This is a genomic window from Actinocatenispora rupis (genome assembly GCF_016861975.1).
GTDB classification, from domain to species: Bacteria; Actinomycetota; Actinomycetes; order Mycobacteriales; family Micromonosporaceae; genus Actinocatenispora; species Actinocatenispora rupis.
The window spans coordinates 142663-169378 of the sequence record NZ_BOMB01000003.1; the positions used below are offsets into that span (position 1 = coordinate 142663).

Annotated in this window: 24 protein-coding genes; 11 read left to right on the forward strand and 13 right to left on the reverse strand. The window is 74.3% G+C overall.

Translation table 11 applies throughout. From position 1 onward, the window contains the following. The first annotated feature begins 65 nt into the window (after window positions 1-65). Entirely contained in the window at window positions 66-794 is a 729-nt protein-coding gene (locus Aru02nite_RS03380; protein ID WP_203654790.1) for an SDR family NAD(P)-dependent oxidoreductase, read from the forward strand. A 210-nt stretch (window positions 795-1004) separates the two neighbouring features. Here Aru02nite_RS03380 and Aru02nite_RS03385 read toward each other — a convergent pair whose 3' ends face one another. From Aru02nite_RS03385 to Aru02nite_RS03405, 5 genes are all read right to left on the reverse strand, one after another. Next, window positions 1005-1988 carry a L,D-transpeptidase gene (locus tag Aru02nite_RS03385; RefSeq protein ID WP_203654792.1) on the reverse strand — a complete coding sequence of 328 codons (984 nt, stop codon included), beginning with the start codon at window positions 1986-1988 and terminating at the stop codon, window positions 1005-1007. A gap of 90 nt (window positions 1989-2078) precedes the next feature. Beyond that, window positions 2079-3254 carry a metallophosphoesterase gene (locus tag Aru02nite_RS03390; RefSeq protein WP_239076359.1) on the reverse strand — a complete coding sequence of 392 codons (1176 nt, stop codon included), beginning with the start codon at window positions 3252-3254 and terminating at the stop codon, window positions 2079-2081. Window positions 3255-3413: 159 nt separating this feature from the next. Continuing rightward, window positions 3414-3902 (reverse strand): MarR family winged helix-turn-helix transcriptional regulator, encoded by a 489-nt coding sequence (locus Aru02nite_RS03395; protein WP_203654796.1) that lies wholly within the window; start codon window positions 3900-3902, stop codon window positions 3414-3416. A gap of 9 nt (window positions 3903-3911) precedes the next feature. After that, a complete protein-coding gene (locus tag Aru02nite_RS03400) occupies window positions 3912-5699 on the reverse strand; it encodes an ABC transporter ATP-binding protein (RefSeq protein ID WP_203654798.1) in 1788 nt (595 codons plus the stop codon). A gap of 99 nt (window positions 5700-5798) precedes the next feature. Further along, window positions 5799-6356 (reverse strand): GNAT family N-acetyltransferase, encoded by a 558-nt coding sequence (locus Aru02nite_RS03405; RefSeq protein ID WP_239076362.1) that lies wholly within the window; start codon window positions 6354-6356, stop codon window positions 5799-5801. A 102-nt stretch (window positions 6357-6458) separates the two neighbouring features. On the opposite strand from Aru02nite_RS03405, the gene Aru02nite_RS03410 reads away from it, so the two are divergent. Beyond that, the gene (locus tag Aru02nite_RS03410; RefSeq protein WP_239076364.1) at window positions 6459-7310 is read left to right on the forward strand and encodes a TrmH family RNA methyltransferase; all 852 of its coding nucleotides are present in this window, start codon (window positions 6459-6461) and stop codon (window positions 7308-7310) included. Between the two features lie 49 nt (window positions 7311-7359). Here the strand turns inward: Aru02nite_RS03410 and Aru02nite_RS03415 are convergent, their stop codons facing one another. The 3 genes from Aru02nite_RS03415 to Aru02nite_RS03425 all read right to left on the reverse strand — a co-directional run bounded on the left by Aru02nite_RS03415 (window position 7360) and on the right by Aru02nite_RS03425 (window position 10778). After that, window positions 7360-8103, reverse strand: coding sequence for a S66 peptidase family protein (locus Aru02nite_RS03415; protein ID WP_203654800.1), 744 nt, complete (start codon window positions 8101-8103; stop codon window positions 7360-7362). Between the two features lie 503 nt (window positions 8104-8606). Beyond that, a complete protein-coding gene (locus tag Aru02nite_RS03420; protein ID WP_203654802.1) occupies window positions 8607-9515 on the reverse strand; it encodes a S66 peptidase family protein in 909 nt (302 codons plus the stop codon). A gap of 168 nt (window positions 9516-9683) precedes the next feature. Beyond that, on the reverse strand, window positions 9684-10778 hold the full coding sequence (locus Aru02nite_RS03425; RefSeq protein WP_239076366.1) for a phosphotransferase: 1095 nt from the start codon (window positions 10776-10778) through the stop codon (window positions 9684-9686). A 108-nt stretch (window positions 10779-10886) separates the two neighbouring features. Between Aru02nite_RS03425 and Aru02nite_RS03430 the strand changes: the two genes are divergently transcribed. The 6 genes from Aru02nite_RS03430 to Aru02nite_RS03455 all read left to right on the forward strand — a co-directional run bounded on the left by Aru02nite_RS03430 (window position 10887) and on the right by Aru02nite_RS03455 (window position 17100). Continuing rightward, window positions 10887-11666 carry a hypothetical protein gene (locus tag Aru02nite_RS03430; RefSeq protein WP_203654804.1) on the forward strand — a complete coding sequence of 260 codons (780 nt, stop codon included), beginning with the start codon at window positions 10887-10889 and terminating at the stop codon, window positions 11664-11666. After that, the gene (locus Aru02nite_RS03435; RefSeq protein ID WP_203654806.1) at window positions 11663-13414 is read left to right on the forward strand and encodes an Hsp70 family protein; all 1752 of its coding nucleotides are present in this window, start codon (window positions 11663-11665) and stop codon (window positions 13412-13414) included. The genes Aru02nite_RS03430 and Aru02nite_RS03435 overlap by 4 nt, the downstream gene beginning before the upstream one ends. A gap of 165 nt (window positions 13415-13579) precedes the next feature. Beyond that, the gene (locus Aru02nite_RS03440; RefSeq protein ID WP_239076368.1) at window positions 13580-14515 is read left to right on the forward strand and encodes a glycoside hydrolase family 191 protein; all 936 of its coding nucleotides are present in this window, start codon (window positions 13580-13582) and stop codon (window positions 14513-14515) included. A gap of 112 nt (window positions 14516-14627) precedes the next feature. Then, the gene (locus Aru02nite_RS03445) at window positions 14628-15104 is read left to right on the forward strand and encodes a hypothetical protein (RefSeq protein WP_203654808.1); all 477 of its coding nucleotides are present in this window, start codon (window positions 14628-14630) and stop codon (window positions 15102-15104) included. Next, a complete protein-coding gene (locus Aru02nite_RS03450; protein WP_203654809.1) occupies window positions 15101-16210 on the forward strand; it encodes a metallophosphoesterase family protein in 1110 nt (369 codons plus the stop codon). The genes Aru02nite_RS03445 and Aru02nite_RS03450 overlap by 4 nt, the downstream gene beginning before the upstream one ends. After that, complete coding sequence (locus tag Aru02nite_RS03455; RefSeq protein ID WP_203654811.1) at window positions 16207-17100, forward strand: amidohydrolase family protein; 894 nt, start codon at window positions 16207-16209, stop codon at window positions 17098-17100. Before Aru02nite_RS03450 ends, Aru02nite_RS03455 begins: the two co-directional genes overlap by 4 nt. 153 nt (window positions 17101-17253) lie before the next feature. On the opposite strand, the gene Aru02nite_RS03460 is transcribed toward Aru02nite_RS03455, so the two are convergent. The 4 genes from Aru02nite_RS03460 to Aru02nite_RS03475 form a co-directional block, all read right to left on the reverse strand. After that, the gene (locus tag Aru02nite_RS03460; RefSeq protein WP_203654813.1) at window positions 17254-18459 is read right to left on the reverse strand and encodes a lanthionine synthetase LanC family protein; all 1206 of its coding nucleotides are present in this window, start codon (window positions 18457-18459) and stop codon (window positions 17254-17256) included. Then, on the reverse strand, window positions 18456-19322 hold the full coding sequence (locus Aru02nite_RS03465) for an NAD-dependent protein deacetylase (RefSeq protein WP_239076380.1): 867 nt from the start codon (window positions 19320-19322) through the stop codon (window positions 18456-18458). The genes Aru02nite_RS03460 and Aru02nite_RS03465 overlap by 4 nt, the downstream gene beginning before the upstream one ends. A 52-nt stretch (window positions 19323-19374) precedes the next feature. After that, window positions 19375-20673, reverse strand: a complete 1299-nt coding sequence (locus tag Aru02nite_RS03470; RefSeq protein ID WP_203654816.1) for an MFS transporter — start codon at window positions 20671-20673, stop codon at window positions 19375-19377. Window positions 20674-20770: 97 nt separating this feature from the next. Further along, the gene (locus Aru02nite_RS03475) at window positions 20771-21943 is read right to left on the reverse strand and encodes an amidohydrolase (protein WP_203654817.1); all 1173 of its coding nucleotides are present in this window, start codon (window positions 21941-21943) and stop codon (window positions 20771-20773) included. A gap of 147 nt (window positions 21944-22090) precedes the next feature. Here Aru02nite_RS03475 and Aru02nite_RS03480 point away from each other — a divergent pair, with 147 nt between their 5' ends. Beyond that, entirely contained in the window at window positions 22091-22888 is a 798-nt protein-coding gene (locus Aru02nite_RS03480; protein WP_203654818.1) for a GntR family transcriptional regulator, read from the forward strand. 219 nt (window positions 22889-23107) lie between these two features. Here Aru02nite_RS03480 and dinB read toward each other — a convergent pair whose 3' ends face one another. Continuing rightward, window positions 23108-24295: a DNA polymerase IV gene (gene dinB / locus Aru02nite_RS03485; protein ID WP_203654823.1), complete on the reverse strand. Its 1188-nt coding sequence runs from the start codon at window positions 24293-24295 to the stop codon at window positions 23108-23110. Window positions 24296-24368: 73 nt separating this feature from the next. Between dinB and Aru02nite_RS03490 the strand changes: the two genes are divergently transcribed. Both Aru02nite_RS03490 and argG read left to right on the forward strand, forming a co-directional pair. Continuing rightward, window positions 24369-25169, forward strand: coding sequence for a DUF2785 domain-containing protein (locus tag Aru02nite_RS03490; RefSeq protein ID WP_203654825.1), 801 nt, complete (start codon window positions 24369-24371; stop codon window positions 25167-25169). 103 nt (window positions 25170-25272) lie between these two features. Next, a complete protein-coding gene (gene argG, locus Aru02nite_RS03495) occupies window positions 25273-26715 on the forward strand; it encodes an argininosuccinate synthase (RefSeq protein ID WP_203654826.1) in 1443 nt (480 codons plus the stop codon). Window position 26716 lies beyond the last annotated feature (1 nt).

Here is a 26716-nt window from a genome sequence, read left to right on the forward strand (position 1 = left end):
CCATACCGGGGAAGGAATGCAGGAACCGCGAGGGGTACGGTCGGTCCCGGACTCCGGGAGGTCTGATGGCGGACAGCAGGGCGGCGGTCGTCACGGGTGGCTCGCGCGGCATCGGCCGCGCCATCGTGGAACGACTGTGCCGGGACGGCGTCGACGTCGTGTTCAGCTACGCGAGCGGTGTCGACGCCGCCGACGAGGTGGTGCGGGCGACGGGCGGCCGGGCCACCGCGGTCGCCGCCGACCTGACCGAGCCGGACGCCGCGGAGGCGTTGATGGCGCGGGCGACGGAGACGCTCGGCGGGCTGGACATCCTGGTGAACAACGCGGCGCTGCGGTTCACCCCGACGCCGCTCGCCGACACCGATCCGGAGACGTACGACCGGGTGCTGGCGGTCAACGCCCGTGCCGCGTTCACCACCATCCGGTACGCGGCACGGCACATGCGCGACGACGGTCGCATCGTCAACATCTCCACGCTGAACACGGTGCGCGCCGCACCCGGCATCGCCCCGTACGCGGCGAGCAAGGGCGCGATCGAGCAGCTCACCGCGGTCGCCGCCGTCGAACTGGGCGAGCGCGGCATCACCGTCAACACCGTCTCGCCGGGCGCGACCGACACCGAACTGCTGCGCGACACCAACCCGCCGGAGCGGCTGGCGATGATCCCGGCGCTGACCCCGCTTCGCCGCATCGGTACGCCCGAGGACGTCGCCGACGCGGTCGCCATGCTGCTCGGCCCGGACGCCCGTTGGATCACCGGCCAGAACGTGCGCGCCAGCGGCGGCCTCACCTGACCACCGCGCCAGCGGTCACGTCGGCGCCCGCGGCCACTCCGATGCGGGCGGCCACTCCGATGCGCGCGGTCATGTCGGCGCCCGCGGCCACGTGGATGCCAGCGGTAGCTTCGACGCCGCGGTCACTTCGACGCCGCGCTCATTCCGATGCGCGCGGTCACTTCGGCACCCGCGCTCACTAGATGCCCGCGGACACTTCGATGCCAGCGGTCACTTCGACCTGGCGTGCACGGCGCCGCCACGTACCCAGGTGTTCCAGTCGAGGTTCCAGTCGCCGTAGCCGTCCCAGGACGGCATCGGCTTGCCGCCGGTGTGCGCGTACGTGACGACGTCGCCGACCGCGGAGAAGCCGTAGAACCACTTCGCGTCGGCGACGTTGAGGTTGGTGCAGCCGTTGGACGTGGACCGGGAGCCGATGTTGCCGGTGTTCCACGACGCGGCGTGCACGTACTCCCCGGAGTTCGTGACCCGCACTGACCAGGGCACGATCTCGTCGTACCTGTTGCCGGGGGTGTTGGAGGTCATCCGCACCTCGCCGTCCGGGCGCATCTTCCCGGTCTTCGGGTCGTTCTCCCCCTTCTGCATCAACACCTTCGTCCCCGTGTACGTCGGGGTGGTGGCCTTGCCGCAGGAGGTGGGCAGCGTACGGACGGTGCGGCCGTCGGAGACCACGGTCATCTTCTCGGCGGAGCAGTCGACGGACGACACGTTCGCCGCACCGGTGGAGACGGCGAGGGTGAGGCTGTCGTCGTAGATCAGGCCGGGCCCGGCGGACAGCCCCTTCACCGGGAAGTCCACCTTGATCGACGCGTGCGCCGGCCAGTACGTCCTCGGCCGGTAGTGTGCCTCCAGCGCCTGCCCGTCCCGTCCGGTGTTCTCGAAGTACCAGGCGCCGCCGGCCGACTTGCCGTTGACGGTGACCTTCACGGCCTTGGTGAACGCGGACGAATCGGTGATCTTCCGGTTGAAGTACGCGATGAGTGGCATACCCACGCCGTACACCCCGCCGTCGGACTCCAGCAGGGAGACGTGCACGGGGGCGCCGGTCGGCTTCGGCGACGGCGAGCTGCTGTGCCGTGTCGCCGCGGACGCGGCGGGATGTCCGCCGCCACCGCCGGACGAACACGCCGCCGCGGCCAACACCAGGACCGCGGCACCGACGACACCCAGGATGCGCGCTCTGCCACCACTCATGCTCGCCACGCTGCCCCGTCGCGCCCCGTTGCGTCAACGTGACAGCTGTGACCCGTTCGTACCGAACGCATGGCAGTCACCGCCCGGCGCTCAGGCCGCGCGCAGGGTGAGCACGGTGATCTCGCTCGGCGCGAAGATCCGCAGCGGCGGACCCCAGAAACCGGTGCCGCGGCTGGTGTAGAGCTGGGTGCGCTCGCCGTGCCGGGTGAGGCCGGCGAGGGCGGGCTGGTCCAGCCGTACGAGGTAGTGGAACGGCCAGATCTGCCCGCCGTGGGTGTGCCCGGAGAGCTGGAGGTCGACGCCGTGCTCGACGGCGGCGCCGATCTGCTGCGGTTGGTGCGCGAGCAGCAGGACCGGCAGGTCGGGGTCGGCGCCGGCGAGCGCGGCCGCGTGGTCGGCGCGGTGCCCGGTCTTGGACGACGCGGCGGTCCGGTCGTCGACACCGGCGACGACCAGCCGGGCGCCGTCCCGTTCGACGACGACGTGCCGGTTGTGCAGCGTCTCCCAACCCAGCTCGCGCATGTGGTCCAGCCACTCCTGCGCCTCGCCGAGGTACTCGTGGTTTCCCGTCACGTACGCCCGGGTGAGGCGGGCGCGGATGTCGGCGAGCGGCGCCGCCTGGGCGAGCCGCTGAGTCACGGAACCGTCGGCGATGTCGCCGGTGTGGCAGACGATGTCGGCGTCGAGTCCGTTGACGATCTCGGTGACGCGGGCGGACCAGCGGGCGCGGTCGATCGGGCCGTAGTGCGTGTCGGTGATGAGCACGACCCGTACGCCGTCGAGGCCGGCGCCGAGCCGGGACAGCGGCACCGACACCGAACGGACCCGCGGTACGCGCATGGCCTCCACGTATCCCCAGGCGACGAGGACGGCGGAGACGACGAGGACCGCGGCGGCGGCGATCCGGGAGCGGGTCGGGTCGGCGACCCCGGCGAGGCCGAGGACCAGGCGCAGCAGGGTGCCGGCGACGGACCAGACGAACACCACCCAGATGACGCCCAGGATGGTGTCGCCGATGCGGGCGGCCCAGTCCTGGCGTCGCGCGTGGCCGAGGAACATGGTCAGCGGGAACGCGACCAGGGCGGCGGCGAGCAGGATCGTGCCGGCCACGGTCACGCCGGCGGGCCAGGCGGTCCCGGCGCGCAGCAGCGTCCACCACGGCACGCCGAACAGCAGCGCGAGCGCCACGACGAGCGTCACGCCGAACAGCAGCGGACGCAGTGACCGCCGCCCGGCCGGTGCCTGTACGTCCTCGGTCGCGGTCACCCGACACCCCTCGCTCACCGCCCCGGCGCCGGTGCGCCCGGGTGCGGTCAAAAGCATGGCACGCGGTACGGCCGGTCAACCAACGGCGCCGCGGCGATCCTGTGGACACCCGGCGACCCGACGCTGTGGACAACCCACAAAACCGCCCCCGACCTGCGGTTACTCAGGGGTGCCGGCGCCGTCCGCCGTGGCCCCGCCGTACGGGTCGGCGTCGGCGAGGCGGTCCATCAGGTCGCCGGCGATGGCCAGCAGTTCCCGCTCGGCGGGGGTGAGACCGGTCATCGCCGCGGCGAGCCAGGTACGCCGGGCGCGGCCGTCGGCGGCGAGCGCGTCGCGGCCGGCGTCGGTCAGCGAGACGAGGCTGGCCCGTCGGTCACGCGGATCGGTACGCCGGGCGACGAGGCCGCGTTCCTCCAGGCCGGCGAGGATCCGGGTCATCGACTGGGGCGCCGCGCCGATCGACTCGGCCAGCTCGCCCGGCATCATCTCGGGCCGGTGGGCGAGCCGCAGCAGAACGCCGAGCATGCCCATGCTGAGCCGGGTGCCGCGGGGCCGCTCCGAGCGCATCCGGCTGCCGAGCCGGACCACGCCGGACAGCACCCGGTCCGCGGCACGTACGGTCGCCTCGTCGGGTGCCGGTTCGCCCATCCGCGCAGCTTATCCGGCCGCGGGCGCCGGCCCGAGCACGAGCCCCGCGTACCGGCCGCCGGCGGCGAGCAGGTCGTCGTGGGTGCCGCGTTCGACGATGCGGCCGGCGTCCAGGACGACGATCTCGTCGGCGCCGCGCACGGTGGACAACCGGTGCGCGATCGCGATCGTGGTACGCCCGGCGGACAGCGCGTCGAGTGCCGCCTGCACCTCGCGTTCGGTGGCGGTGTCCAGCGCGCTGGTCGCCTCGTCGAGGACGAGTACCGGGGGGTTGCGGAGCATGGTGCGGGCGATGGCGACGCGCTGGCGTTCCCCGCCGGAGAGGCGGAACCCGCGCTCACCGACGACCGTGTCGTACCCGTCGGGCAGGGCGGCGACGACGTCGTGGATGCGGGCCGCGCGGCAGGCGGCGACCAGCTCGGCGTCGGTGGCGTCGGGGGCGGCGAAGCGCAGGTTGGCGGCGACCGTGTCGTGGAACAGGTACGTGTCCTGCGCGACGAGGCCGACCGCGCCGGACACCGACGCGAGCGTCGCGTCCCGCAGGTCCGTACCGTCGATGCGGACCGCGCCGCGGGTCGGCTCGTACAGGCGGGCCAGCAGGTAGCCGAGGGTGGTCTTGCCGGAGCCGGTCGCGCCGACCACCGCGAGCGTCCCGCCGGGCGGTACGCGCAGGTCGATGCCGCGCAGCGTCCACGCGCCGTCGCCGTCGCCGCCGTCGTCGCCGTCGCCGTCGTAGGAGAACCAGACGTCATCGAGCCGCACCTCGCCCCGCCGTACGGTGAGGGGCCGGGCGCCGGGGCGGTCGGTGATGTCCACCGGCAGGTCGAGTACCTCGAAGATGCGGCCGAAGAGGGCGAGCGAGCCGGACAGCCCCTGCCCGACGGACTGCACCGTCGTGACCGGGCCGACGAGGCGGTTCAGCATGCTGGTGAAGGCGACGATCGTGCCCAGCGTGGCGGGGCTGACGCCGTGCGCCACCTCCAGCCCGGCCAGCCAGTACACGACGGCGGGGACGGCGACCAGCGCGGCGCGGCGGGACGCGGTGGTCCACCGGCCGATCAGCGCCGACGCCGCGTCCAGCCGGGACACCTCGGCCGACTCCGCGGCGAACCGGCGGCGCAGCCCGGCCGCGTCCCCGCTGGTCTTCGCGAGGAGTACGCCGGAGACCGACAGGGACTCGGTGACCAGCGCGGTCAGCCCGGACAGCCGCCGTTGCCGGCTGCCGGTCACGGCCCGCCGGCGCCGCCCCAACCGCGGCGTGAGCAGCAGCATCGCCGGTACGACGACGAGCGCGACGAGCGCGAGCTTCCAGTCGAGTACGAGGAGGGCGGCGGCGACGGCGAGCGCGGTGACGCCGTTGGACGCCAGCGCGGCGGCGGTGCCGCTGACGACGCCGTCCACGCCGCCGATGTCGTTGGTGATGCGGGAGACGGTGTCGCCGGACCGGGTCCGGGTGAAGAACGCCAGCGACATCGACTGGAGGTGGTCGTACACGGCGACGCGCAGGTCGTGCAGCACGCCCTGGCCGACGACCGTGGCGAGCCGGCTGGCGTACGCGCCGAGGACGGCGGTGCCGGCGGCGGACGCGAGCATGCCCAGCGCCAGCACGCTCAGCAGCGCCGTGTTCCGCTGCGGGATCGCGGTGTCCAGGATCTCCCGCAGCAGGAACGGCGCCGACACGTTCACCGCGCCCTGCACGACGACGAGCGCGAGCAGCCCCACCACCCGCCACCGGTACGGCCGGAACAGCCGCACGATCCGCCGCAGCGGCACCCGCTCCTCCGATTTGGTACTCATGTGTTGAGTATCTTAGAGGCGTGCTGCGCGCAAAAGCGAATTAACTCAACCGAACTATGCGAGGAGACGTGACGAAAAAGTCAGCAGATGTTGAGTGAATCAGCGAACGAGGTCGGCCGCGAGCGCGGCGTAGACGTACTCGCTGCCCCAGCGGTCGCCGTCCAGGTCGTTCTCCACCAGGTGCGCCTCGCGGCGCATGCCGAGCCGTTCGCACAGCCGCACCGACGCGGTGTTCTCCACGTCCAGCCGGGCGAACACCCGGTGCACCCCGAGCACGTCGAACGCGCGGGCCGCGAGCGCGCGCGCCGCCTCCGTCGCGTACCCGTGGCCGGCGTGCGCCGGATGGAACACCCAGCCGATCTCCGCCTGCCGGGCCCGCGCGCTGCGCAACGTCAGCACCACCGAGCCGAGTACGCCCGGCTCGTCCCGCCGGCACACCGCCAGCCCGATGTCGTCCCCGTCGACCGCCCAGCGCAGCTCCGCCGCGGCCCGCCGCGCGACCAGCTCCGCGCACTGCGCCCGGCTCAGCGGCGGCCGGTACAGGTAGCGCGCGACCTCGGGGAGGCGCTGGTAGGCGTACACGTCGGCGACGTCGTCGGGGGCGAAGCGGCGCAGCACCAACCGGTCCGTGCCGACCGGCGTCGCGAGCACGTCCACAGGGCTCCTCGGGTCCTCGGCATCGGTACGGCCGGGCGCCCCACGGTACCCGGCACGCGGCCGGATAACCTGGTCCGTCGGACGTACGAGGGGGCGGCAGCGGTGGCAGGCCGGCACGACGACACGGGGCAACGGAACCCGAAGGACACGTTCATCACGGTGTACGGCCGGATGCCCGTGCTGGAGGTGCTGTCCGACCGCGCCCTGCGCGTCGACAAGCTGGTCGTCGCGGACTCCGCGCGCGGCGGCAACCTCGACCGGATCCTCGACCTCGCCGCCCGCCAGGGCGTACCGGTGCGGACCGCGCCGGCTCAACGGGTCAAACTGCTCGCCGGCAACGGAAAGCACGACCAGGGCATCATCGCCGACGTGGTCGCGCCCCGGATGCGCGGCCTCGCCGAGTTCGTCCGGAGCATACGGTCCGGGGGCCGGCACGACGTGCTGATCCTCGACGGCGTCAACAACCCCGCCAACGTCGGCATGATCATCCGTACCGCGACCGCGGCCGGTGTGTCCGCCGTCGTACTCCCCCGCGCCGGCTCCCCCGACATCGACCCGCTCGTCATCAAGGCGTCCGCGGGCGTCGCGTTCCGCGCGTCCATCGTGCGCTGCCGTACCGCGGCCGAGGCGGTGCGCGAACTGTCCCGCATCGGCTTCCGCGTGCACGGGCTGTCCGGCGACGGCCGGTCCACCCTCTACCGCGAACGGTTCCCCGGACTGTCCGCGTTCGTCCTCGGCAACGAGACCGAAGGGCTGTCCCGCGAGACCGCCGAGCTCGTCGACCGCTGGATCTCCATCCCGATGGCCGGCGGCGTCGAGTCCCTCAACGTGGCCAGCGCCGCCGCCGTCCTCTGCTTCGATCTGGTACGCCGCGCCGAGGAGCGCGCCGACGCCCCCGCCGACCGCCCGCGCCCCACGCGCCAGACACGTCCCCCGGCGCGCCGCCGCCGCTGACCCGAGTGGCGGGGTCCTCCACACCGGGATCCGTTGCGTACCAAGGGGGTCAGGTGGCTACCGGCGCCACGGTGAGGGTGCCGGCGGTGGCGTCGAGGGCGGCGGACACGCCGAGCGGTACCGGGGCCGTGACGCCGCCGAGTACCGGAACGCCCAGGTCGGTGAGGCGGTCGGCGAGCACGTCGACGAGCGTCCAGCCGCGGTCCTCGTACCCGTCGAAGCCGGGAAACCGGCCCAGCACCACCCCGCGTACGCCATCGAGGAGGCCGGACCGGCGCACCTGCGTGAGCTGCCGGTCGACCTCGCCGAGGCCGATCACGCGCGGGTCCGTCAGGTACAGCAGCGCACCGTCGAGGCGCGGCGGATCCACGCCGAGCGTGCCGCGCAACCCCGCCAGGCTGCCACCGAGCAGCGTCCCCTCGGCACGCCCCGCCACCGACACCGCACCCGACGGTACTGCCCGGTCGCGGTGCAGCGTCACCGACTCGGCGCCCGTCACGAGCGGACGGAGCGCGGTGGTGGGCTCGCCGTACACGGTGGGGATCCGGCCGGCGCGCCACAACGCCAGATGCAGCCGGGTCGCTACGCCGATCACCAGCTTCGGATCGCGGCACGCGGCGGGCAGATCGATCCGGTCCACCAGCCGGCCGCCCCGGCGCTCGACGATGCGATGGTCGGGAACCGGGCCGGGCGTCACGACCGCACGTACCCGGGGGTCACGCAACGCGGCGTCGACCGCCGCCACCCACGCCTCCCCCGCCCGCGCCACCGACCCCCGACCGGCACGCCCCACGCGGGGATCCGCACCTTCCGACGCACGATCCGCAGGTACCGCAACGGATTCCCGTCCCGTCTGCGCACGATCCTCGCTCACCGCACCGGATTCCCGTTCCGCCCACGCACGATCCGCGCTCACCGCAACGGACTCCCGCCCTGCACGCGCACGGTCCTCATTCACCACAACGGATTTCCGACCCGCCCTCGCACGATCCTCGCTCACCGCACCGGATTCCCGTCCCGCCCGCGCACGATCCGCGCTCACTGCAACGGATTCCCGCCCTGCACGCGCACGGTCCTCATTCACCCCAACGGATTTCCGACCCGCCCTCGCACGATCCGCGCTCACCGCACCGGATCCCTGCCCCGCCCGTGCGGCGGGCGCGTCCGGGACGGCGATCTCCACCTGGAGGCCCCAGTCGGCCAGGAGACGCGCGATCGCGCTCAATGGAGCCGGATCCGCACCCACCGGCGGTACGACGCGGACCACGTCGCCGGCGCGCAGCCGCCGCGGCGCGGTCATCGACGCACCGCCGTGGTGAGGGTGCCGGCGGTGGTGTCGAGTACGGCGGGGGCGCCGAGTGGCAGGCAGGTCTGGTCGGGCAGGTGCCCGAACGGCAGCCCGGCGAGCACCGGTACGCCGAGCGCGCCGAACCGGTCCCGGCACACCGCGGCGACGGCCGCCCGGTCGGCGTCGGAACCGGCGGGTCCGAGGTCGCCCAGCGCGATCCCGCGTACGCCCGCCAGCGCGCCGGATCCGCTCAACTGCGCGAGATGCGCGTCGAGGCGGAGGGGGTCGGCGCCGCACCGGTTGTCCTCGATGCACAGTAGCGCGCCGGTCAGGTCGGGCAGTCCGGCGCCGACGAACCCGACGAGCGCGCTCAGGTTGCCGCCGAGCAGTCGGCCCGTCGCCCGCCCGGGTACGACCACGTCGGCGAGCGGCGCGGCCGGATCCCGGCGTACGGTGACGGGTTCGTCGGTGGTGAGCAGCCGGCGCGCGGTGCGCACCGCGTCGGAGCCGGAGAGGCAGCCGTGCACGGTCGGCAGCCCGCATCGCGCCCACAGCGCCAGATGCAGGTTGGTGATGTCGCTGAACCCCACCACCGGTTTCGGGTCGGCTCGCACCGCGTCGACGTCGATCCCGTCCACGATCCGGTACGCCCCGGCACCGCCCCGCGTCGCCACGATCCCGCGTACGCCCGGGTCGCGGAACGCGTCGTTGAGGTCGGCGAGCCGGTCGCGGTCCCGGCCGGCGAGGTAGCCGCGCCGGTCGAGGGCGTGCGCGCCGGCCTCGACCCGCAGGCCCCAGCCGGTGAGGACCCGTGCCGCGTCGGCGAGCCAGTCGGCCGGCGGCCAGCTCGCCGGCGACACGAGCCGTACCCGGTCGCCGGGCCGGATCCGGGGCCACCGCAGGACATCCGCAGGCATCCGGCGATGATGCCAGACCCACGGACCCGACGCGCCGCGACGACCGCCGCCACGCCCGCGACGGCACCCCGAACCACGACTCGCCGCACGGGCGCCGGCGTCACCGACCGGACTGCCACCACACCGCCCAACGCACAGCCAGACGCCAGGCGCGACACCCGGCGGCGGTCAGGCGAGGGCGGTACGGGACCAGTCGGCGAGCAGGGTGACGACGGGGGTCAGGGCGGCGACGACGGCGGCCGGCGACGTCTGCGTCCGGTACGCGGAGGAGCCGAGGTCACCGCGGACCGCGCGCCCGACGTACGCCGGGGCGAGCCAGGCGTACTTGGCGGCGCCGCAGCGGGCGACGGCGGCGCGTACCGCGTCGGGCCGGCCGGTCCAGCCGCCGTCGCGGAGGCCGTCGAGGTACCGGTCGGTGGCGTGGGTGGCGAGGTCGGGCAGCAGCGCGGAGTCGAGCAGCCCGTCGGTGAAGCTGTCGAGTACCAGGTTGGCGAGGTCCTCGCCGAGCGCGCCGGTACCGACGAACGACCAGTCGAGCAGGACGGGCCCGGTGTCGGCGGCGAGCAGGTTGGCGGGCCAGACGTCGAGGTGGCAGAGGGTGGGTTCGGCGGCTTCGGCGGCGGCGAGCGCCCGGTCCCGGTGGGCCCACAGCCGGCGCAGCTCCTCCCGTACGGCCCGGGGCCAGGCGGCGAGCAGCGGGTGGTCCCAGTCGGCGTCGCGTACGTCGACGGAGCGGCTCGGCCCGTCGGTGAGGTAGCCGCCGAGCCAGCGCCGGGACAGCCAGCCGTACTCCGGGGTCCGCCCGGCCCAGCGCGCCTGCCCGACGCCGAGCCGGTACGCGAATCCGGCGAGGTCCGGTACGGGCCACTCGAAGCCGTCGGTGCCGGTGACGTCGGCGAGCCACAGTTCGACGGCGCCGTCGCTGCGGTCGGCGGACGCGAGCAGGTCGGGTGCCGCGATCCCGCCCGCCGCGTACGCCGAGCCGGCGAGCCCGCTCCGGTACGCGAGGGCCTCGCGCCGCCAGTGGTTCCAGTGGGTCGGTTCGTCGCTGGTCGGCCAGTAGCCGCCGGTGGGTCCGGCGGGCGGCCGGGCGACCTTGAGGACGGCGCTGCCGCGGGTGCCGCGGATCCGCCAGATGCCGGCGGTGGCGTCGTTCTTCGCATTGTGCCGCAACGGTTCCGCGGCGACCACCGGGCCGACCGCACCGGGCGGCCGGGCGGTGCGCACGGTGTCGGGGAGTACGCCGGGCTCGTGGTGGGTCACGCCCCGAGACTAGGGCGTGTCTGCCCAGGTTCGGCCAGCGATCTGCGCAGACAAGCCGTACCGGTCACCGGCGGGGCGTGGCATGCGCGCGGCCGCTACGCTGCGCGCGTGAAACGGATCTTGGTGGCGGCCGGGGTGGCACTGCTGACGCTGACCTCCGCCTGCGGTACGACGGATGCCACGTTCCGGCCGGCGCGGCCGATGGACAAGAGCATCGAGAAGTTCGACCTGGACACGGTCGACGGGATGCACGACGGGAAGCAGCAGATCGGCGACGGCTGGGGCGCGACCCGCATCACCCGCGGCGACGTGTACTTCGCGGACGTGGACGCCGACAACGTCGAGGACGCGCTCACCTCGTACACGACGAACGGGGGCGGCAGCTCGTCGTTCACCGACTGGTTCGTGTACCGCGGGGGTGGGCCCGGGAAGGTGCACAAGGTGCGGCGGCCGGTGCTGTCCGGCTTCGAGGACGCCAGCTACGTCGAGCGGGTGCGGCCGGTCCGCGGCGGCTTCGAACTGCACTACTACGTGTGGGACGGCCGCGACTGCAACGCCTGCGACAACCGGGTGCCGGCCACCATGACGGTCGCGTTGCGGGACGGCTTCCCGGTGCGGGTGAAGCCGCGCTTCGGCGCCCCGCAGACGTGCTACGTGCCGATGATGCCGCACACCGCGGCCGTGCACGGCCGCCTCACCGTACGGGTCGCGCCGGATCCGAAGGCGCCGCAGGTCACCGCGGCGCGGGCGTACACGTCGGCGCGGTTCGCCGATCCGACCGCGGATCCGGACCTGCCGGGCGACATCCACTGGGTACTCGCGCTGCTGTCCGGCGGCGGTGACCCGGTGTGCGGCTGGGTCCGGGCGAGCGACGTGGGGCTGTCGTGACCGACCGGCTCGCGATCGACTTCGGTACGTCCACCACGGTCGCGGTGGTCGGCGGTGCCGACCGCACCCGTACGGTGCTGTTCGACGGGGCGCCGCTGCTGCCGTCCGCCGTGTACGCCGGGCCTGGCGGCGAGCTGTACACCGGGCGCGACGCGGTGCACATGGCGCGGCTCGACCCGGCCCGGTTCGAACCGAACCCGAAGCGCCGCGTCGACGACGGTACGGTCCTGCTCGGCGACCGCGAGTACCCGGTGGTGGGGTTGGTCGCGGCGGTGTTGGGACGCGTCGCGCGGGAAACCGTACGGGCGGTCGGCGCGCTGCCACCGGCGATCCTGACCTGCCCGGTCGGCTGGGGCGCCACCCGCCGCGGCATCCTCACCGACGCCGCCCGGCGCGCCGGCCTCACCGTACTGGGGCTGGTGACGGAGCCGGTCGCCGCCGCGGCGTACTTCACCGGCGTGCTCGGGCGGCGGCTGCCGGTGGGACACGGGCTGGTGGTGTTCGACTTCGGCGGCGGCACGCTCGACGTCGCCGTGCTCCGGCACGCCGCGGACGGCGACACCGTCGTCGGTTCCGGCGGCCTCGACGACCTCGGCGGCCTCGACTTCGACGCCGCGGTCGTCGACCACCTGCTGGCCCCGCTGCCCGACGGCCGGCGCACCGTGCCCGACGTGGCCGCGCGGCAGGCGTTGTGGGCCGACGCGCGCTCCGCGAAGGAGATCCTGACCCGGGCGTCGACCGCGGCGGTGCAGGTGCCGGGCCGGCCCGCCGGTACGCACCTGACGCGGGCCGAGTTCGAGACGCTGGCCCGGCCGCTCGTCGACCGCGCGGTCGCCGCCACCGTGCGCATCGTCCACGACTCCCGGGTACCAGCGGGCGCGCTGGCCGGGGTGCTGCTCGTCGGCGGCGCCAGCCAGGTACCGATGGTCGCGGGGGCGCTGCACACCGCCACCGGCGTCGCGCCGACCGTACTGGAGCAGCCGGAGCTGGCCGTCGCCGAGGGCGCGCTCGCCGCCGACGCCGGCACCGCGCCGCTGTCGGCCCGGGCCGAGGCGGCACTCGACGCGCTGTCCGCACCGCGCTCCGCCGTGCCGGTACCTGAGGCCGTACCGGAGTCGCCGTCGCGCCGCCGGGTGCTGCTGCCGGTGGCGGCGATCGCCGTCGTCGCCGCGCTGCTCGCGCTCGGTACCACCGCCCTCGTCCAGCGGTACGCCCGCGCGGACGGCGGGGGCGCGCCGTCGTCCGGCGGGCACCCGACACCCAGTCCCAGCTTTCGGCCGGTCGAGCCGAGCGCCCTCGCCAGCGCCGCGCTGCGGGACTTCGTCCACGGCTGGGACGCGTACGGGTGGTCGGGGGCGGACGGCTGCCGGGTCGTCCACGACGAGCCCGAGTACCAGCCGGACGGGCACGTGCACAACCCGCGCGCCACCGAACCGCTGAGCACGCCGGTCGAGACCGTGCACTGCCGCGCCGGCACGGACCTGGAGGTCGTGTTCGCCCGGTACGCCAGCCGGCAGGACGCCCGGGCGGTGTTCGACGCGTACCGGGCGAGCGGCACGGACGTCGCCGCCTCCGGCGCCGACCTGCCGGGCGGGGCCGCACCGACCGGCGAGGCGTTCCAGCTGAGCCGATGGACCTCGACGACGCACGCGCTGGTCTGGACGCGGCCGGACGCCGCCGCCGTCGGCTACCTGAGTACCGGTGGCAACGCGGACCTCGCCTGGAACTGGCGCAAGTTCGCCGGCTGACGGCCGGTGGGTGATGCGTACGGCCCTGCGGAGCGGGTTCCGCACACCTCCACGCATCCCCGGACGGCGCACCGTCCCCCGGTGGCCGGCGGCACCCCGCGCGGGGCCGGTCGCCCGCTCCGGCATCCCGCCAGGAACAGTGACACCGATCGGGGGAGGCGGACGATGGCCGGACGGCGGGCGTGGCGCGCGGCGGTGGCGCTGCTGGTGGGACCGGCGCTGGTGGCGGGGCTGGTGTTGGTGGCGGGCTGCACCGCGCCGGCCGAACGGCCGGGTCACCGTCCGAGACTGTCCGATGTGGACAGTTGGGTGTACCAGTTGCAGGGGTATCCCGGCGGGAGGCTGGACCGGCTGGCGAAGGCGCCGCAGCCGCTCGCGGTGATCGACCTGACGCGCGACGGCCGCCGCTCGTACTTCTCCCGCGCCGAGGTCGGTGCGCTCCGCGACTCCGGCAAGCTCGTGCTGGCGTACTTCGAGGTGGGGTCGATCGAGGACTTCCGCCCGGAGTACGCGGGGCTGGACCGGGGGTTGCTGCTCGACGACGTGTCGGGCTGGCCGGGCGAGCGCTTCGTCCGGTACTGGTCGGACGACTGGTGGCGCACGGTGGTGCGACCGCGGATCGACCGGGCGATCGCCGCCGGGTACGACGGCGCGTACCTGGACACGCTGCTGGCGTACCAGGAGATCGACCTGGCGCGGGTGCCGGGCCGGGACCGGGCGGGGTTGGCGGCCGACGCGGTCGCGCTGGTGCGCCGGATCAGCGCGTACGCGAAGGCGCGCCGGCCCGGGTTCCTCGTCGTGCCGCAGAACTCGCCCGAACTCGGCCGGCGCGCGGACTACCGGCGCGCGATCGACGGGATCGGCATCGAGGAGCTGTACTTCCAGGACACGGACGAGGCGTGCCGGGCGGACTTCTGCGCCGAGAACCGTACGGACGTGCGGCGGCTGCGGGACGCGGGCAAGCTGGTGCTCGCGGTCGACTACGCGCGCCGGCCGGCGAACCGCGCCGCGGCGTGCGCGGCGTACCGGCGGGAGGGGTTCGCCGGATATGTCACGACCGTCGATCTGGACACCGTGTCGGCGCCCTGCCCCGGCACCTGACCGACGAGGTGACGCGGACGTACCCGGGTGGCCGGGTCGGACAGTACTGTGGCGGACACGGCGGGCCGCGCCGGCAGCCCGCGGACGGCACCCGGGAGGACCAGTGTCCACAGTGGACGATGAACAGCTGGCACGGCTGGACGCCCGGTACGCGCGCAGGGACGCCACCCCGACGCTCGACGAGCAGTTCGTCAGCGCCTCGCTCGGCCCGTACCAGCAGCCGTTCGTGCCCGACACCACCGCGTACTTCTTCGTCGCGCCGTTCCCGCTGACGATCGTGACGGGCTTCTTCTACCTGTACAGCGGGGTCACCGCGAGCGACACCGACTACCTGAGCATCGGGCTCGGCCGCCGGCACGCCGGGGCGTACGCGACGATCGTCGAGGGCCGGACCCGCCGCTCGGGCGCCGACTCCTGGGCCGGCAACCTCCCCTACGGCTACGCGTACTCGTGGAACGCGATGGTGTGGAACGCCGCGGCGGCCAACCTGGATCCGGGCGACACGCTCGGCTTCACGGTCCGGAGTACGGGTGCGGCCAAGCTGCCGCACGGGCCCGCAGCCGTCACGGTCGGAATCGTGCCCCGATGAGCACCCGCACCGACACCACCCGGGGCAGCGACGCCACCCGGGGCGACAACGACTCCCGGGGAAACGACGCCACCCGGGACGACGATGACTTCCGCGGCAGCGCCGCCAGCCGGGGCGACGACGACACCCGGGGGACGCGCGCCAGCCGGGGCACCGGTACGACGCGGGTGTGGCGGCCGCCGGTCGGCGGGACCACCGTGCACCTGGTCGGCGACCTGCACAACGAGGTGCCGTCGGTGGCCGGGCACACCCGTACCGAGGCGGTCCGGCACGACATGCTCCGGTTGCCCGCCGCGGTCACCGGGGTGAGCGTCCGGGTGCAGATCGGCGACGCCATCCACAGCGGCCTCGCCGGCCAGGCCGACTCGCAGATACCGATCGCGCAGAACCTGTTCGGCGTGTTCGCCGCCGCGGACTCCGCGCCGCTGGTGTACGCGGTGGGCAACCACGAGACGAACTGGGGCGGCTCGGGCGACCAGATGGCCCTGACGCTGGGCGGGCGCCCGGAACGCAACTACGTCACGGACGTCGGCCCGCTGCGGTTCGTGGTCTACTCCCCCGCCGACAACGCCGAGACGGGCGTGCCCTGGGACGGCCCGCCGACGAACTGGGTCGTACCGGCCGACGTGCTCGCCTGGCTGGACGAGCAGCTCGGCGCGACGACCCGGCCGGTGGTCCTGGTGTCGCACTGCCCGCCGTACGAGGCGTACGCGGACGACACCGTCGGGTACTTCCTCACGCCGGTCGACGCGATCACCGCGCTGGTCGCCCGGCACGGCAACGTGGTCGCCTGGATGTCCGGCCACCGGCACCGCTGGTACCAGGATCCGAACCTGTTCAAGGCGGTCCGGTACGGCGACCACACGGTGGCCCTGATCCAGGCGGGCGCCTGCGGCGGCACCATCGACCCCGACGTACGGCCGGTCGGTCATCCGGTGGATGCGGTGCGTACCAACGGATCGGTGTTCTGCACGTACTTCGGCGCGGACGACCCGGGCGGGCACCGCTGGGAGTGCCGGGTGCGCGACCACTCGATCGGCTGCTGGGGCACCCTGAGCACGAACTACCGGTACCTGTGGACGATCCCGCTGGAGGGCACGGCATGACCGACGACGTACTCGCGGCCCAACGTGCGCGGGTGGACGCGTTCCGCGCCGCGCTCGGCCTCGACCACCTCGTCGACGTGCACACCCACTTCATGCCGCCCCGCCTGCTCGCCAAGGTCTGGGCGTACTTCGCGGCCGCCGGGCCGCTGGTCGGCCGGGACTGGGGCGTCGCGTACCAGCAGGAGGAGGCGGAGCGGGTGGCGATCCTGCGCGGCTTCCGGGTGCGCGCGTTCACGTCGCTGCTCTACCCGCACAAGCCGGGCATGGCGCGCTCGCTCAACGACTGGGCCGCCGACTTCGCCGCGCGTACGCCGGACTGCCTGCACAGCGCCACGTTCTTCGCCGAGCCGTCCGCCGCCGACGACGTACGCCGGGCGCTGGCGCAGGGCGCGCGGGTGTTCAAGTGCCACCTCCAGGTCGGCGGTTTCGACCCGAACGACCCGCTGCTCGACGAGGTGTGGGGGATGCTCGCCGACGTGGGCGTACCGGTGGTGACGCACTGCGGGTCGGGTCCGGTGCCCGCCGCGTACACCGGGCCGGCGCCGGTCGCCGCGCTGCTCGCCCGGCATCCGCGGCTGCGGCTGGTCGTCGCGCACCTCGGCGGCCCCGAGTACGAGGAGTTCCTGGACCTGGCCGAGCGGTACGGGCGAGTCATGCTCGACACGACCATGGCGTTCACGGAGTTCACCGAGGAGGCGGCGCCGTTCCCGCGGCGGGCCCTGCCCCGGCTCGGCGCGCTCGGCGACCGGGTGCTGCTCGGCACCGACTTCCCCAACATCCCCTACCCGTACCCGGCGGCGCTGGAGGCTCTGGGCGCCGCGGGCCTCGGTACGGACTGGCTGCGCGCGGTCTGCCACGACAACGCCACCCACCTCTTCGCACTCTCCTGAATCGCGTTGCGCGGGACGGGCGTTGCGCTGATCGGCGTTGCACTGATCGGCGTTGCCCTGTTGGCGATTGGCTGGTTGGCGTTGCGCTGATTCGCGTTGCGCTGATTTCGTGTTGCGCTGGTTGGTGTTGCGCTGACAGTCCATAGTGGACTGTCAGGCGGGCGGATGGTCCGGCCAGGGCACCGCGTACCCGGCGTCGGGCCGGGCGTACCGGAGCAGTTCGCGGACGATGCCCGCGGTCCCCATCGCCCAGCCCGTACGGGGTTCCAGCACGCTCGGCGTGGCCCGGTGCTCCACGTTCGACCAGCGCGCGCCGGCGGCGTCCAGGGTCGCGCGCGCGGCGAGGTCGGCCACCAGTACGTCCGCGAACTCCGCGCCGCCGGCACCCCGGTCGCACGCCAGCGCGAGCACGCCGGCAGTACCGCAGCAGTGGCCGTTGTTGTCCCAGAAACCGGGCCACAACCGTTGCGGCACGCCGGATCCGGTGACGGTGTGCCAGCAGCGGTCGGCCAGCGCGGACCACTCCGGGTCGCCCGTCACGTCCCGCAGCCACCGGAACGCCTGCGCGTCGCCCGCCGGCCCCTGGCACCAGCCGTAGTTGTACCGCTCGACGTCGTCCTGCAACGGATCCGAGTGCGGGACGAGGAAGCCGTCCGGGCCGGCCTCGTTGCGGGCCACCACGTCCGCCGCGGCCGACAGCGCCAGCTCGACCAGGTCCGGCCGGTCCGCGGCGCGCCCGGTCGCGGCCAGCGCCGCCGCGATGCCCAGCGTGCCGTGCGAGACGTGGTGCTGCCGCGCGGCCCGGCCGACCCGCGTCTCCCAGTGCACGCCGTACGCGGTGCGCTCCGCGGTCCGCCGGTACGGTTCGGTGGCGAGCAGCGCGAGGTCGACGTCGCCGACGGCCAGCGCGCCGAGCGCGATCCCCGCGTTCCCGCCCAGCAGCTCGAACTGCGGCCCCCACCGCGTCCCGTCGAACCGCCCCGCCACGGTACGCAGCGCGCGCCGTGCCGCGACCCCCGCGCCGGCGTCACCGAGTACGTCGTGGACCGCGTGCAGGGCGACCGCCATGCCGGTGAGCCCGAAGTACAGGGAGGCGGTGTCCCAGTCGGCGGCGACGGCGGCGAGTCCGGTCGCCCCGCGCAGCGCGGCGTCCGCGTACCGCTCGTCGCCGAGGTGCCGGTATCCGTCCAGCAGCGTCAGGACGATCCCGGCGGTCCCGCTGTACAGCATGGGGTCGGTCCCGGCGTCCCCCGGCCGGTTGGGCCAGGCGAGGCCGGCGCCGTCCGGGCGGGCGACGCCGAGCAGCCACTCCAGCCCGGCGACGGCCAGTTCGCCGGCGCGCGGGTCGGGGCCGGTCACGCGGTGGCCGGCAGCAGCCGCGCGAGGTCGGTGAGGGCGCGGCCGAGCGGCAGCTCGACGCGGACCGCCGCGTACCGGTCGCCGCGGGTCTGGCCACGGTTGACGATCAGCACCGGCTTGCCGGCGTCGGCCGCGCGCCGGACGAACCGCAGCCCGGACATGACCGCCAGCGACGAGCCGAGGACGACCAGCGCCGCCGCGCCGTCCACCAGCGCGTGACACCGGTCGACCCGGTCGCGCGGCACGCTCTCGCCGAAGAACACCACGTCGGGCTTGAGTACGCCGGAGCCGCAGCCGGTGCAGCCCACCAGCCGGAACCCGCGTACGTCCTCGTCGCCGAGTTCCACGTCGCCGTCCGGGTTGACGCGGACGGCGGTGGCGTCGAACCCCGGGTTCGCCCGCCGTAGCCGCCGGTCCAGGTCGTCCCGCCCGCTGGTACGCCGGCAGCCGAGACACACCACGCGGGACAGGCTGCCGTGCAGTTCCACCACGTCCGGCGTACCGGCGGCCTGGTGCAGACCGTCCACGTTCTGCGTGATGACGCCGGCGAGGTAGCCGCGGCGGGCCAGGTCGGCCACCGCGCGGTGCCCGTCGTTCGGGGCGGCGCCGGTGATGGTGCGCCAGCCGAGATGGCTGCGCGCCCAGTACCGCCGGCGGTTCTGCTCGGTGCCCACGAACTCGTCGTACGTCATGGGGACGTGCCGGCGCAGCTGCCCGGACTCGCCGCGGTAGTCGGGAATGCCGGACTCGGTGGACAGCCCGGCGCCGCTGAGCACCAGCACCCGGCCGCCGGCCACCACCCCGGCCAGCTCGTCGAGCGACGTGGTCGTCGGCGCGGACGCCCCGGTCGGCGTCCAGCTCAGGATCGGTCGGGTCCGCACCAGCCCAGCGTACGAGGTCCCACCGGGCGGCGGCTCAGGTGAACCGGTCCGAGCCGCTGTACCGCAGCAGCGCCGGCACCCGCAGCGCGAGTACCGCGAGGAACGTCACGAGCAGGACGCCGGAGACGACCGCGGTGCCCGCCACCCCCAGGTACTCCGCGGCGGCTCCCAGGCCGATCGTCGCGACCGGCATGACCCCGATCGCCAGTTCCTGCAACCCGAGCGCGCGCCCCTGTACGCCCGGCTCGGTCATCATCAGCAGCAGCGTCGTCTGCAGCACCCCGAACGCGGAGCTGGCCAGCCCCACGCCGGCGATCAGGACGAACGACACACCCGTGGTACGCGACAGCGCGAACAGCACCCACAGCGCGCCCCACGTCGCCGTACCGACGACGAACAGCGCGCCCTTGCGCCGGAAGTCGCCGAGCGCGGCGATCACCAGCGAGCCGACGAGCCCGCCGAGGCCGCAGCAGGTCAGCAGCCAGCCCAGGCCGGTCGCGTCGAGGCCCAGGTTCACCTTCGCGAACACCGGCATGAACGCCTGGTAGATCGGCCACAGCAGGATGTTCGCCACGAGCGTGATGAGCAGGACGGCAGCGGCCAGCCGGTTGCCGAGCACCGCGCGTACGCCGGTGGACAGCAGCGTGCCGAACGACTCGCCGGTGTGCGGACGCGCCGCCCGCCGACCGGTACGCCGCAGCCGCCACAGCGCCACCAACGACAGCGCGTACCAGAGGGTGGAGATCCAGAGGGCGGTCGGGGCGCCGAGCGCGCCGATCATCGCGCCGCCGATCGCCGGGCCGATCACCTGCGTCATGTTCATGACGATGGAGTTGAGGGCGTTGGCATTGCTGAGGCTCTCCCGCCCGACGTAGTCGAGGACCAGCGTCGACCGGGCCGGTTGCGACGGCGACTGCGCGAGCCCGAGGCACAGCCCGCCCACCACGAGCACCCAGTACGCGGTGTGCCCTGTGGACACGCCCGTCGCCACCACGACCACCGCGGCGAGCGCCCACCCGGACGCGACCAGCAGCATCGTGACCCGGTCGAACCGGTCGGACAGCACGCCGCTGAGCGGCCCGAGCATCATCGGCGCCAGCCGTACCGCGGTGAACACGGCCAGCCGGAACTCCGAGCCGGTCACGTCGAACACCAGCCAGCTCAGGATCAGCGTCTGCACCCAGACGCCGCCGAAGAAGAACAGGTTCGACAGCCACAGCCGCCGGAAATCCGGGTAGCGCACCAGGGAGGCGAACATCCGCCCGCCGAGCCGGCCCCGCGCGGGCCGGGTCTCCCCCGGCGCCTCGGTCAGCCGGGCACCCGATCCACCCACCCGCCGTACTCCCTCTCGCGCAATCGAGCCCACCGCAACCGATCCCGACACCACCATGCCCCGGTACGTCCACAGTGGACGTACCGGGGCGGCGTGGTCAGGGGGTGCCGGAGACGACCCGGCCGGCGACGAGTACCAGCTCGCGGGCCGGTGCGCGGGTCACGGCGTCCTGCGGGTTCTCGGCGTCGAGCAGCACGATGTCGGCCGGCGCACCCGGTACGAGATCGTGCACCGGCCGGCCCACGAACCCGGCCGCCGCCGACGTCGCGATCGCCAGCGCCGCATGCAGATCCTCGTCCCGGCGCCACCCGGCGAGCTGCGCGAGCGTACCGGCGAGGCGCAGCACGTCGCCGTCGCCGAACGGCCCCCACAGGTCACGGATGCCGTCCGTGCCCAGCCCCACCGGTACGCCGGCGTCGTGCAGGGCGGCGAACGGCAGCCTCGGCGCCGTCGGCGACGCGACCGTGGACACCGACACGCCGGCCTCGACGAGCCGCTCGACCAGCGCCTCCTGCCGCGCCGCCGGCAGCTCGCCCAGCGCGAACCCGTGCGCGATGTTCACCCGGCCGGACAGCCCGGCGGCCAGCGTCCGTTCGATGATCAGCTCGTACTGGAAGGCGCCCAGCTCGCCGCGGTCGTGCAGGTGGATGTCCAGGCCGACACCGCGCCGGTCGGCGATGTCGAACAGCGCGTCGAGCTGCCCCACCGGGTCGCGGTCGATCGACGCCGGGTCCAGCCCGCCGACGTGGTCCGCGCCCTCCGCCGCCGCCCGGTCCAGCAGATCGAGTACGCCGGGGCGGCGGAGCACGCCGTCCTGCGGGAACGCGACGATGCTCAGCGCCAGCCCCGGATCGACCGCGGCGACGGCCTCGCGTACGACGTGGATGCCGTCGAGACCGACACCCAGGTCGACGTCGACGTGGCTCCGGAACGCCGTGGTACCAAAGCGAACCAGCTCGCGGACCAGCCCGACCGTACTGTCCGGGCTCGGGATCCCCAGCTCTCCGCGGTGCGCCCGCTCGTGCGCGATGCGGCCCTGCGTTGTCGGCTCCCCGCCGTACGACACCCAGGGGCGTCCCCACCAGCTCTTGTCCAGGTGGGCGTGCGCGTTGACCAGTCCGGGGACGGCGAGCAGGCCGCGGCCGTCGATCACCTCGGCGGAACCGTCCGCCGGGGCCGTACCGACGGCGGCGATCGTGCCGTCCTCGATGACGACGTCGCCGGCCGCGCCGCCCCAGGGCCGTACGTTCGCAAGGACGGTGCGGGCCATCTCTCACCTCTCGCCGCTCGGGTCGCCCGCCACCCGGCGGGCCAGCCAAATGGTATACCAAATGTGGGCCCCGTCCACGCGAGCCGCGTCACCGTACGGACACCGCTCCGGCACGCCGACGAACCCCGGGCCCAGCGAGGACATCCGGTGGGGCGCACCGGAGCCAGCGCACGGCCCACCCCGCGGTACGGGCCGGCCCTGTGCACCGCCCAGCCGGACCGCGGCGCGGCGGTACGTACCGGCGGCGGCGCGCGGGCGGCTCCTAGACTGGCCGGCGTGACGGGCGACGGCGCCGGGACGGACGGCGGACGCGGAGCGGGACGGCGGGCCGGCGAGGCCGAGTCGACGCGGGTCGCGCGGATCCTGCGCGGGCAGATCGTCGACGGTGCCCGCGCCCCCGGCTCCCGGCTCGTCGAGCGCGACCTGTCCGCCGAGCTGGGCGTCAGCCGCGTCCCCGTACGGGAGGCGTTGCGCGCGCTCGCCGCCGAGGGCCTCGCCGTACCGCGGCCGAACAGTTGGATGACCGTCCGCGAGTTCACCGACCGGGACGTCGACGACCTGATGGAGGTCCGCGCCGCGCTCGAACCCCTCGCCGTACGGCGGGCCACCGAGCGCCGTGATCCCGTTGCGCTGCAACGGATGCGCGCCTGTCTCGACGAGCAGCGACGGGCCGCCGAGCGGGGCGACGGTACCGCCGCGCGGCGCGCCGCCGCCGACTTCCACGAGGCGATGACCACGGCCGGCGGCAACACGCTGCTCGACGAGATCGGCGCCCTGCTGTCCGGCCGGATGCGGTGGCTGCTCGGCCAGCACGACGACCTCGCCGGCGTGTACGCCGAGCACGAGGCCCTCTACCGCGCCATCGAGGCCGGTGACGCGGCCGGCGCCGCCACCCTGGCCCGCCGCCACCTGCGTACCAGCGTCACGCACCGTCGGCGCGCCTGACGCGACCACCGTTCGGCCCGGTGGAGCCGGATCCGGTCGTCGGCGGGTCCGCGACCGCGGCATCTCGGCGTCACCCTTGGGCGATCCGGGAGTCCCACCACCAGAGGGCGATCACCGGCCCCGACCGCGACGGAGACGGCGAACCCGGTGCAGTCGAAGGACCGTGACTCGAACCAGGGTCTGGCGTCGGCGCGGCCGGAGGATCTGGTAGGAGCCCGGTCAGTCCGGGAGGAGGGGGACGGTGGGGCCGGCGTCGCGGCCGAGGAGGGTGCCGCGGGTGATCGCGGTCGTGCCGAAGCGGTCCCGTACCGAGTCGACCGCGGTGTCCACCGCCGCGTCCCGTACGTCGGCGAACGGCAGTTCCAGCTGCTCGGGCCCGTCGTCGAGGTTGCCGACGGACACCCCGAGCAGGGTGAGGCCGCGGCGGGTGACGAGCGGGTCGGCGGCGGCGAGCAGCCCGCGCGCCGCGTCCAACAACAACCGGGTACGCGAGGTCGCCTGGCGGAGCGTGGTGGAGCGGGTGGCCCGGCCGTAGTCGGCGAACCGCAGCCGGAGCACGACCGTACGCCCGCGGCGGTGGGCGCGGCGCATCCGCCGGCCGATCCGCTCGATCAGCAGCGCCAGCACGGCATCCAGCTCGGCCGGCGACCGCGGACGGCGGCCGAGCGCGTGCTGCGCGCCCATCGAGTGCCGGCGCCGCCCGGTGTGTACGGGACGGGGGTCGCGGTTGTGTGCCAGGGCGTGCAGGTGCCGGCCGACCGCGGCGCCGAGGATCGACACCAGGTCGGCCTCGCCCAGCTCGGCGACCTGGCCGACGGTCGTGATGCGCAGCTCGGCGAGGCGCTGCGCGGTCACCGGCCCGACGCCCCACAGCCGGCCCACCGGCAGCGGGTGCAGGAACGCCAGCTCTGCGTCGGGCGGGACGACGCGCAGCCCGTCCGGTTTGCTGACCCCGCTGGCCACCTTGGCGAGGAACTTGGTCCGCGCCACGCCCACCGTGATCGGCAGCCCGACCCGGTCGCGGACCTCGCGGCGCAGCCGGGCGGCGATGGCGGCCGGCTCACCGTGGATCCGGCGCAGCCCGCCGACCTGGAGGAACGCCTCGTCGATCGACAGCGGCTCCACGATCGGCGTGGTACGCCGGAACACCTCGAACACCGCGCGGCTCGCCGCCGAGTACGCGGACATGCGGGGTGGTACGACGATCGCGTCGGGGCAGAGCAGCCGGGCCTGCCGCCCGCCCATCGCGGTGCGCACGCCGTGGGCGCGGGCCTGGTAGCTGGCCGCGAGCACGACGCCGCCGCCGACGATCACCGGACGGCCGCGCAGCCGCGGGTCGTCGCGCTGCTCCACCGACGCGTAGAACGCGTCCAGGTCGGCGTGCAGGATCGTCGCCTCGTCGGACACCCGCCGATTTTCGCACACCTGTTCGAACGGCGTCGACTCCGCGGACGGCGTACCTGCGGCTACGCTGCGCGTCGTGATCGATTGGACGACGGCGCTGGACGCCGATGCACCGGTACCCGGGGACCTGGACGCGGCCGTGGACGAGCTGACCGGGATGCTCGCCGCGGCCGACCCGGTGGTCCGGGACGACCGGGCGTACCCGCTGCTCGTGCGGTGGATCGGGCGCGGCGTGCTGGACGACCGGCTGGCGGCGCTCGGCGAGACGATGCTCGACCGGTTCCACCACCCCGAGGTACAGGCGCGCACGTTCGCGCCGTTGATCCTCGCCGCCGCCGTACGCCGGGACACGGACGCGGACCTGCTGGACGCGGCGACGCTGCGCCGGTGGCGTACCGCGTTCGCGGGGTGGTGGTCGGGCGAGACCGACATCCGCGGCTGGGACGACCGGCTGGGGTGGCTGCACGCGGTGGCGCACGGCTCGGACCTGGTCGGCGCGTTCGGGTCGTCGCCGCGGCTGTCCGGCCCGGAACTCGCCGAGCTGCTGACGCTGGTGGCCGAGCGGATCACCGCACCCACGGACTACCAGTACGCGCAGATGGAGGAGGACCGGGTGGCCCGCGCGCTGGGGCTGGTCCTGGCCCGGCCGGAGCCGACGCCCGCCGAGGCGACCGGCTGGTTGGGCACGGTCGACGCGCTGTTCGCGACGGGCGAGCCCGGCCCCCTTCCGGTACGCGTGGCCAACACGCTCGCGGTCCTGCGCGCGGCGTACGTGGTGGCGGACCGGGCGGCGACCACGCACCGGGTCGCGGTCACCGACGCGATCGCCGCCCGGCTGCACGAGGTGTTCCCCGCGTACCCGGCCACGCGGGCCTGACCGGGCCGCCCGTCCCGTTCCCCCGCCGGGGCGGGCGGTGAGGCCCGACACGCCGGGCCGACTGGATTTGCATGGTCATACATTGGCGTGCATACTTTTACTCATGTCCAAGGTTCTCACCTCCCTGCCCGCCGGCGAGCGCGTCGGCATCGCGTTCTCGGGCGGCCTCGACACGTCGGTCGCCGTCGCGTGGATGCGGGACAAGGGCGCCGTGCCGTGCACGTACACCGCAGACATCGGGCAGTACGACGAGTCCGACATCGACTCGGTGCCCGGCCGCGCCCTGGCGTACGGGGCGGAGATCGCGCGGCTGGTGGACTGCCGCGCGGCGCTCGTCGAGGAGGGCCTGGCCGCGCTGACCTGCGGCGCGTTCCACATCCGCTCCGGCGGCCGGGCCTACTTCAACACCACGCCGCTCGGGCGGGCCGTCACCGGCACGCTGCTGGTGCGGGCGATGATGAGCGACGGCGTGCAGATCTGGGGCGACGGCTCCACCTTCAAGGGCAACGACATCGAGCGCTTCTACCGGTACGGGCTGCTCGCCAACCCGAACCTGCGGATCTACAAACCGTGGCTGGACGCCGACTTCGTGTCCGAGCTGGGCGGCCGCAAGGAGATGTCCGAGTGGCTGACCGAGCACGGCCTGCCGTACCGGGACAGCACCGAGAAGGCGTACTCGACGGACGCGAACATCTGGGGCGCCACGCACGAGGCGAAGACCCTGGAGCACCTGGACACCGGCATCGAGACCGTCGACCCGATCATGGGCGTACGGTTCTGGGATCCGACCGTCGAGATCCTCACCGAGGACGTGACGATCGGCTTCGAGCGGGGCCGCCCGACCACCATCAACGGCAAGCAGTACGCGAACGCCGTGGACCTGGTGACCGAGGCGAACGCGATCGGCGGCCGGCACGGCATGGGCATGTCCGACCAGATCGAGAACCGGGTCATCGAGGCCAAGAGCCGCGGCATCTACGAGGCGCCGGGCATGGCCCTGTTGCACGCGGCGTACGAGCGGCTCGTCAACGCGATCCACAACGAGGACACGCTCGCCACGTACCACAGCGAGGGGCGGCGGCTCGGCCGGCTCATGTACGAGGGGCGCTGGCTGGACCCGCAGTCGCTGATGCTGCGGGAGTCGTTGCAGCGCTGGGTCGGCACCGCGGTGACCGGTGAGGTGACGCTGCGGCTGCGGCGCGGCGAGGACTACTCGATCCTCGACACGTCCGGACCGGCGCTGAGCTACCACCCGGACAAGCTGTCGATGGAGCGTACGGAGGACTCGGCGTTCGGCCCGGTGGACCGGATCGGCCAGCTGACGATGCGCAACCTGGACATCGCCGACTCGCGGGCCAAGCTGGAGCAGTACGCGGGGCTCGGGCTGGTCGGCACGGCGCACCCGGCGCTGGTCGGGGCGACGGGGTCGACCGAGCTGATCGGCGCGATGCAGGCCGGCGGCGCGGAGGCGATCGCCTCGCGGGGCAAGGACTCCGGCGAGGACGCGACGCTGGACCGGGTCGCCATGGAGTCCGGCACGGACTGAC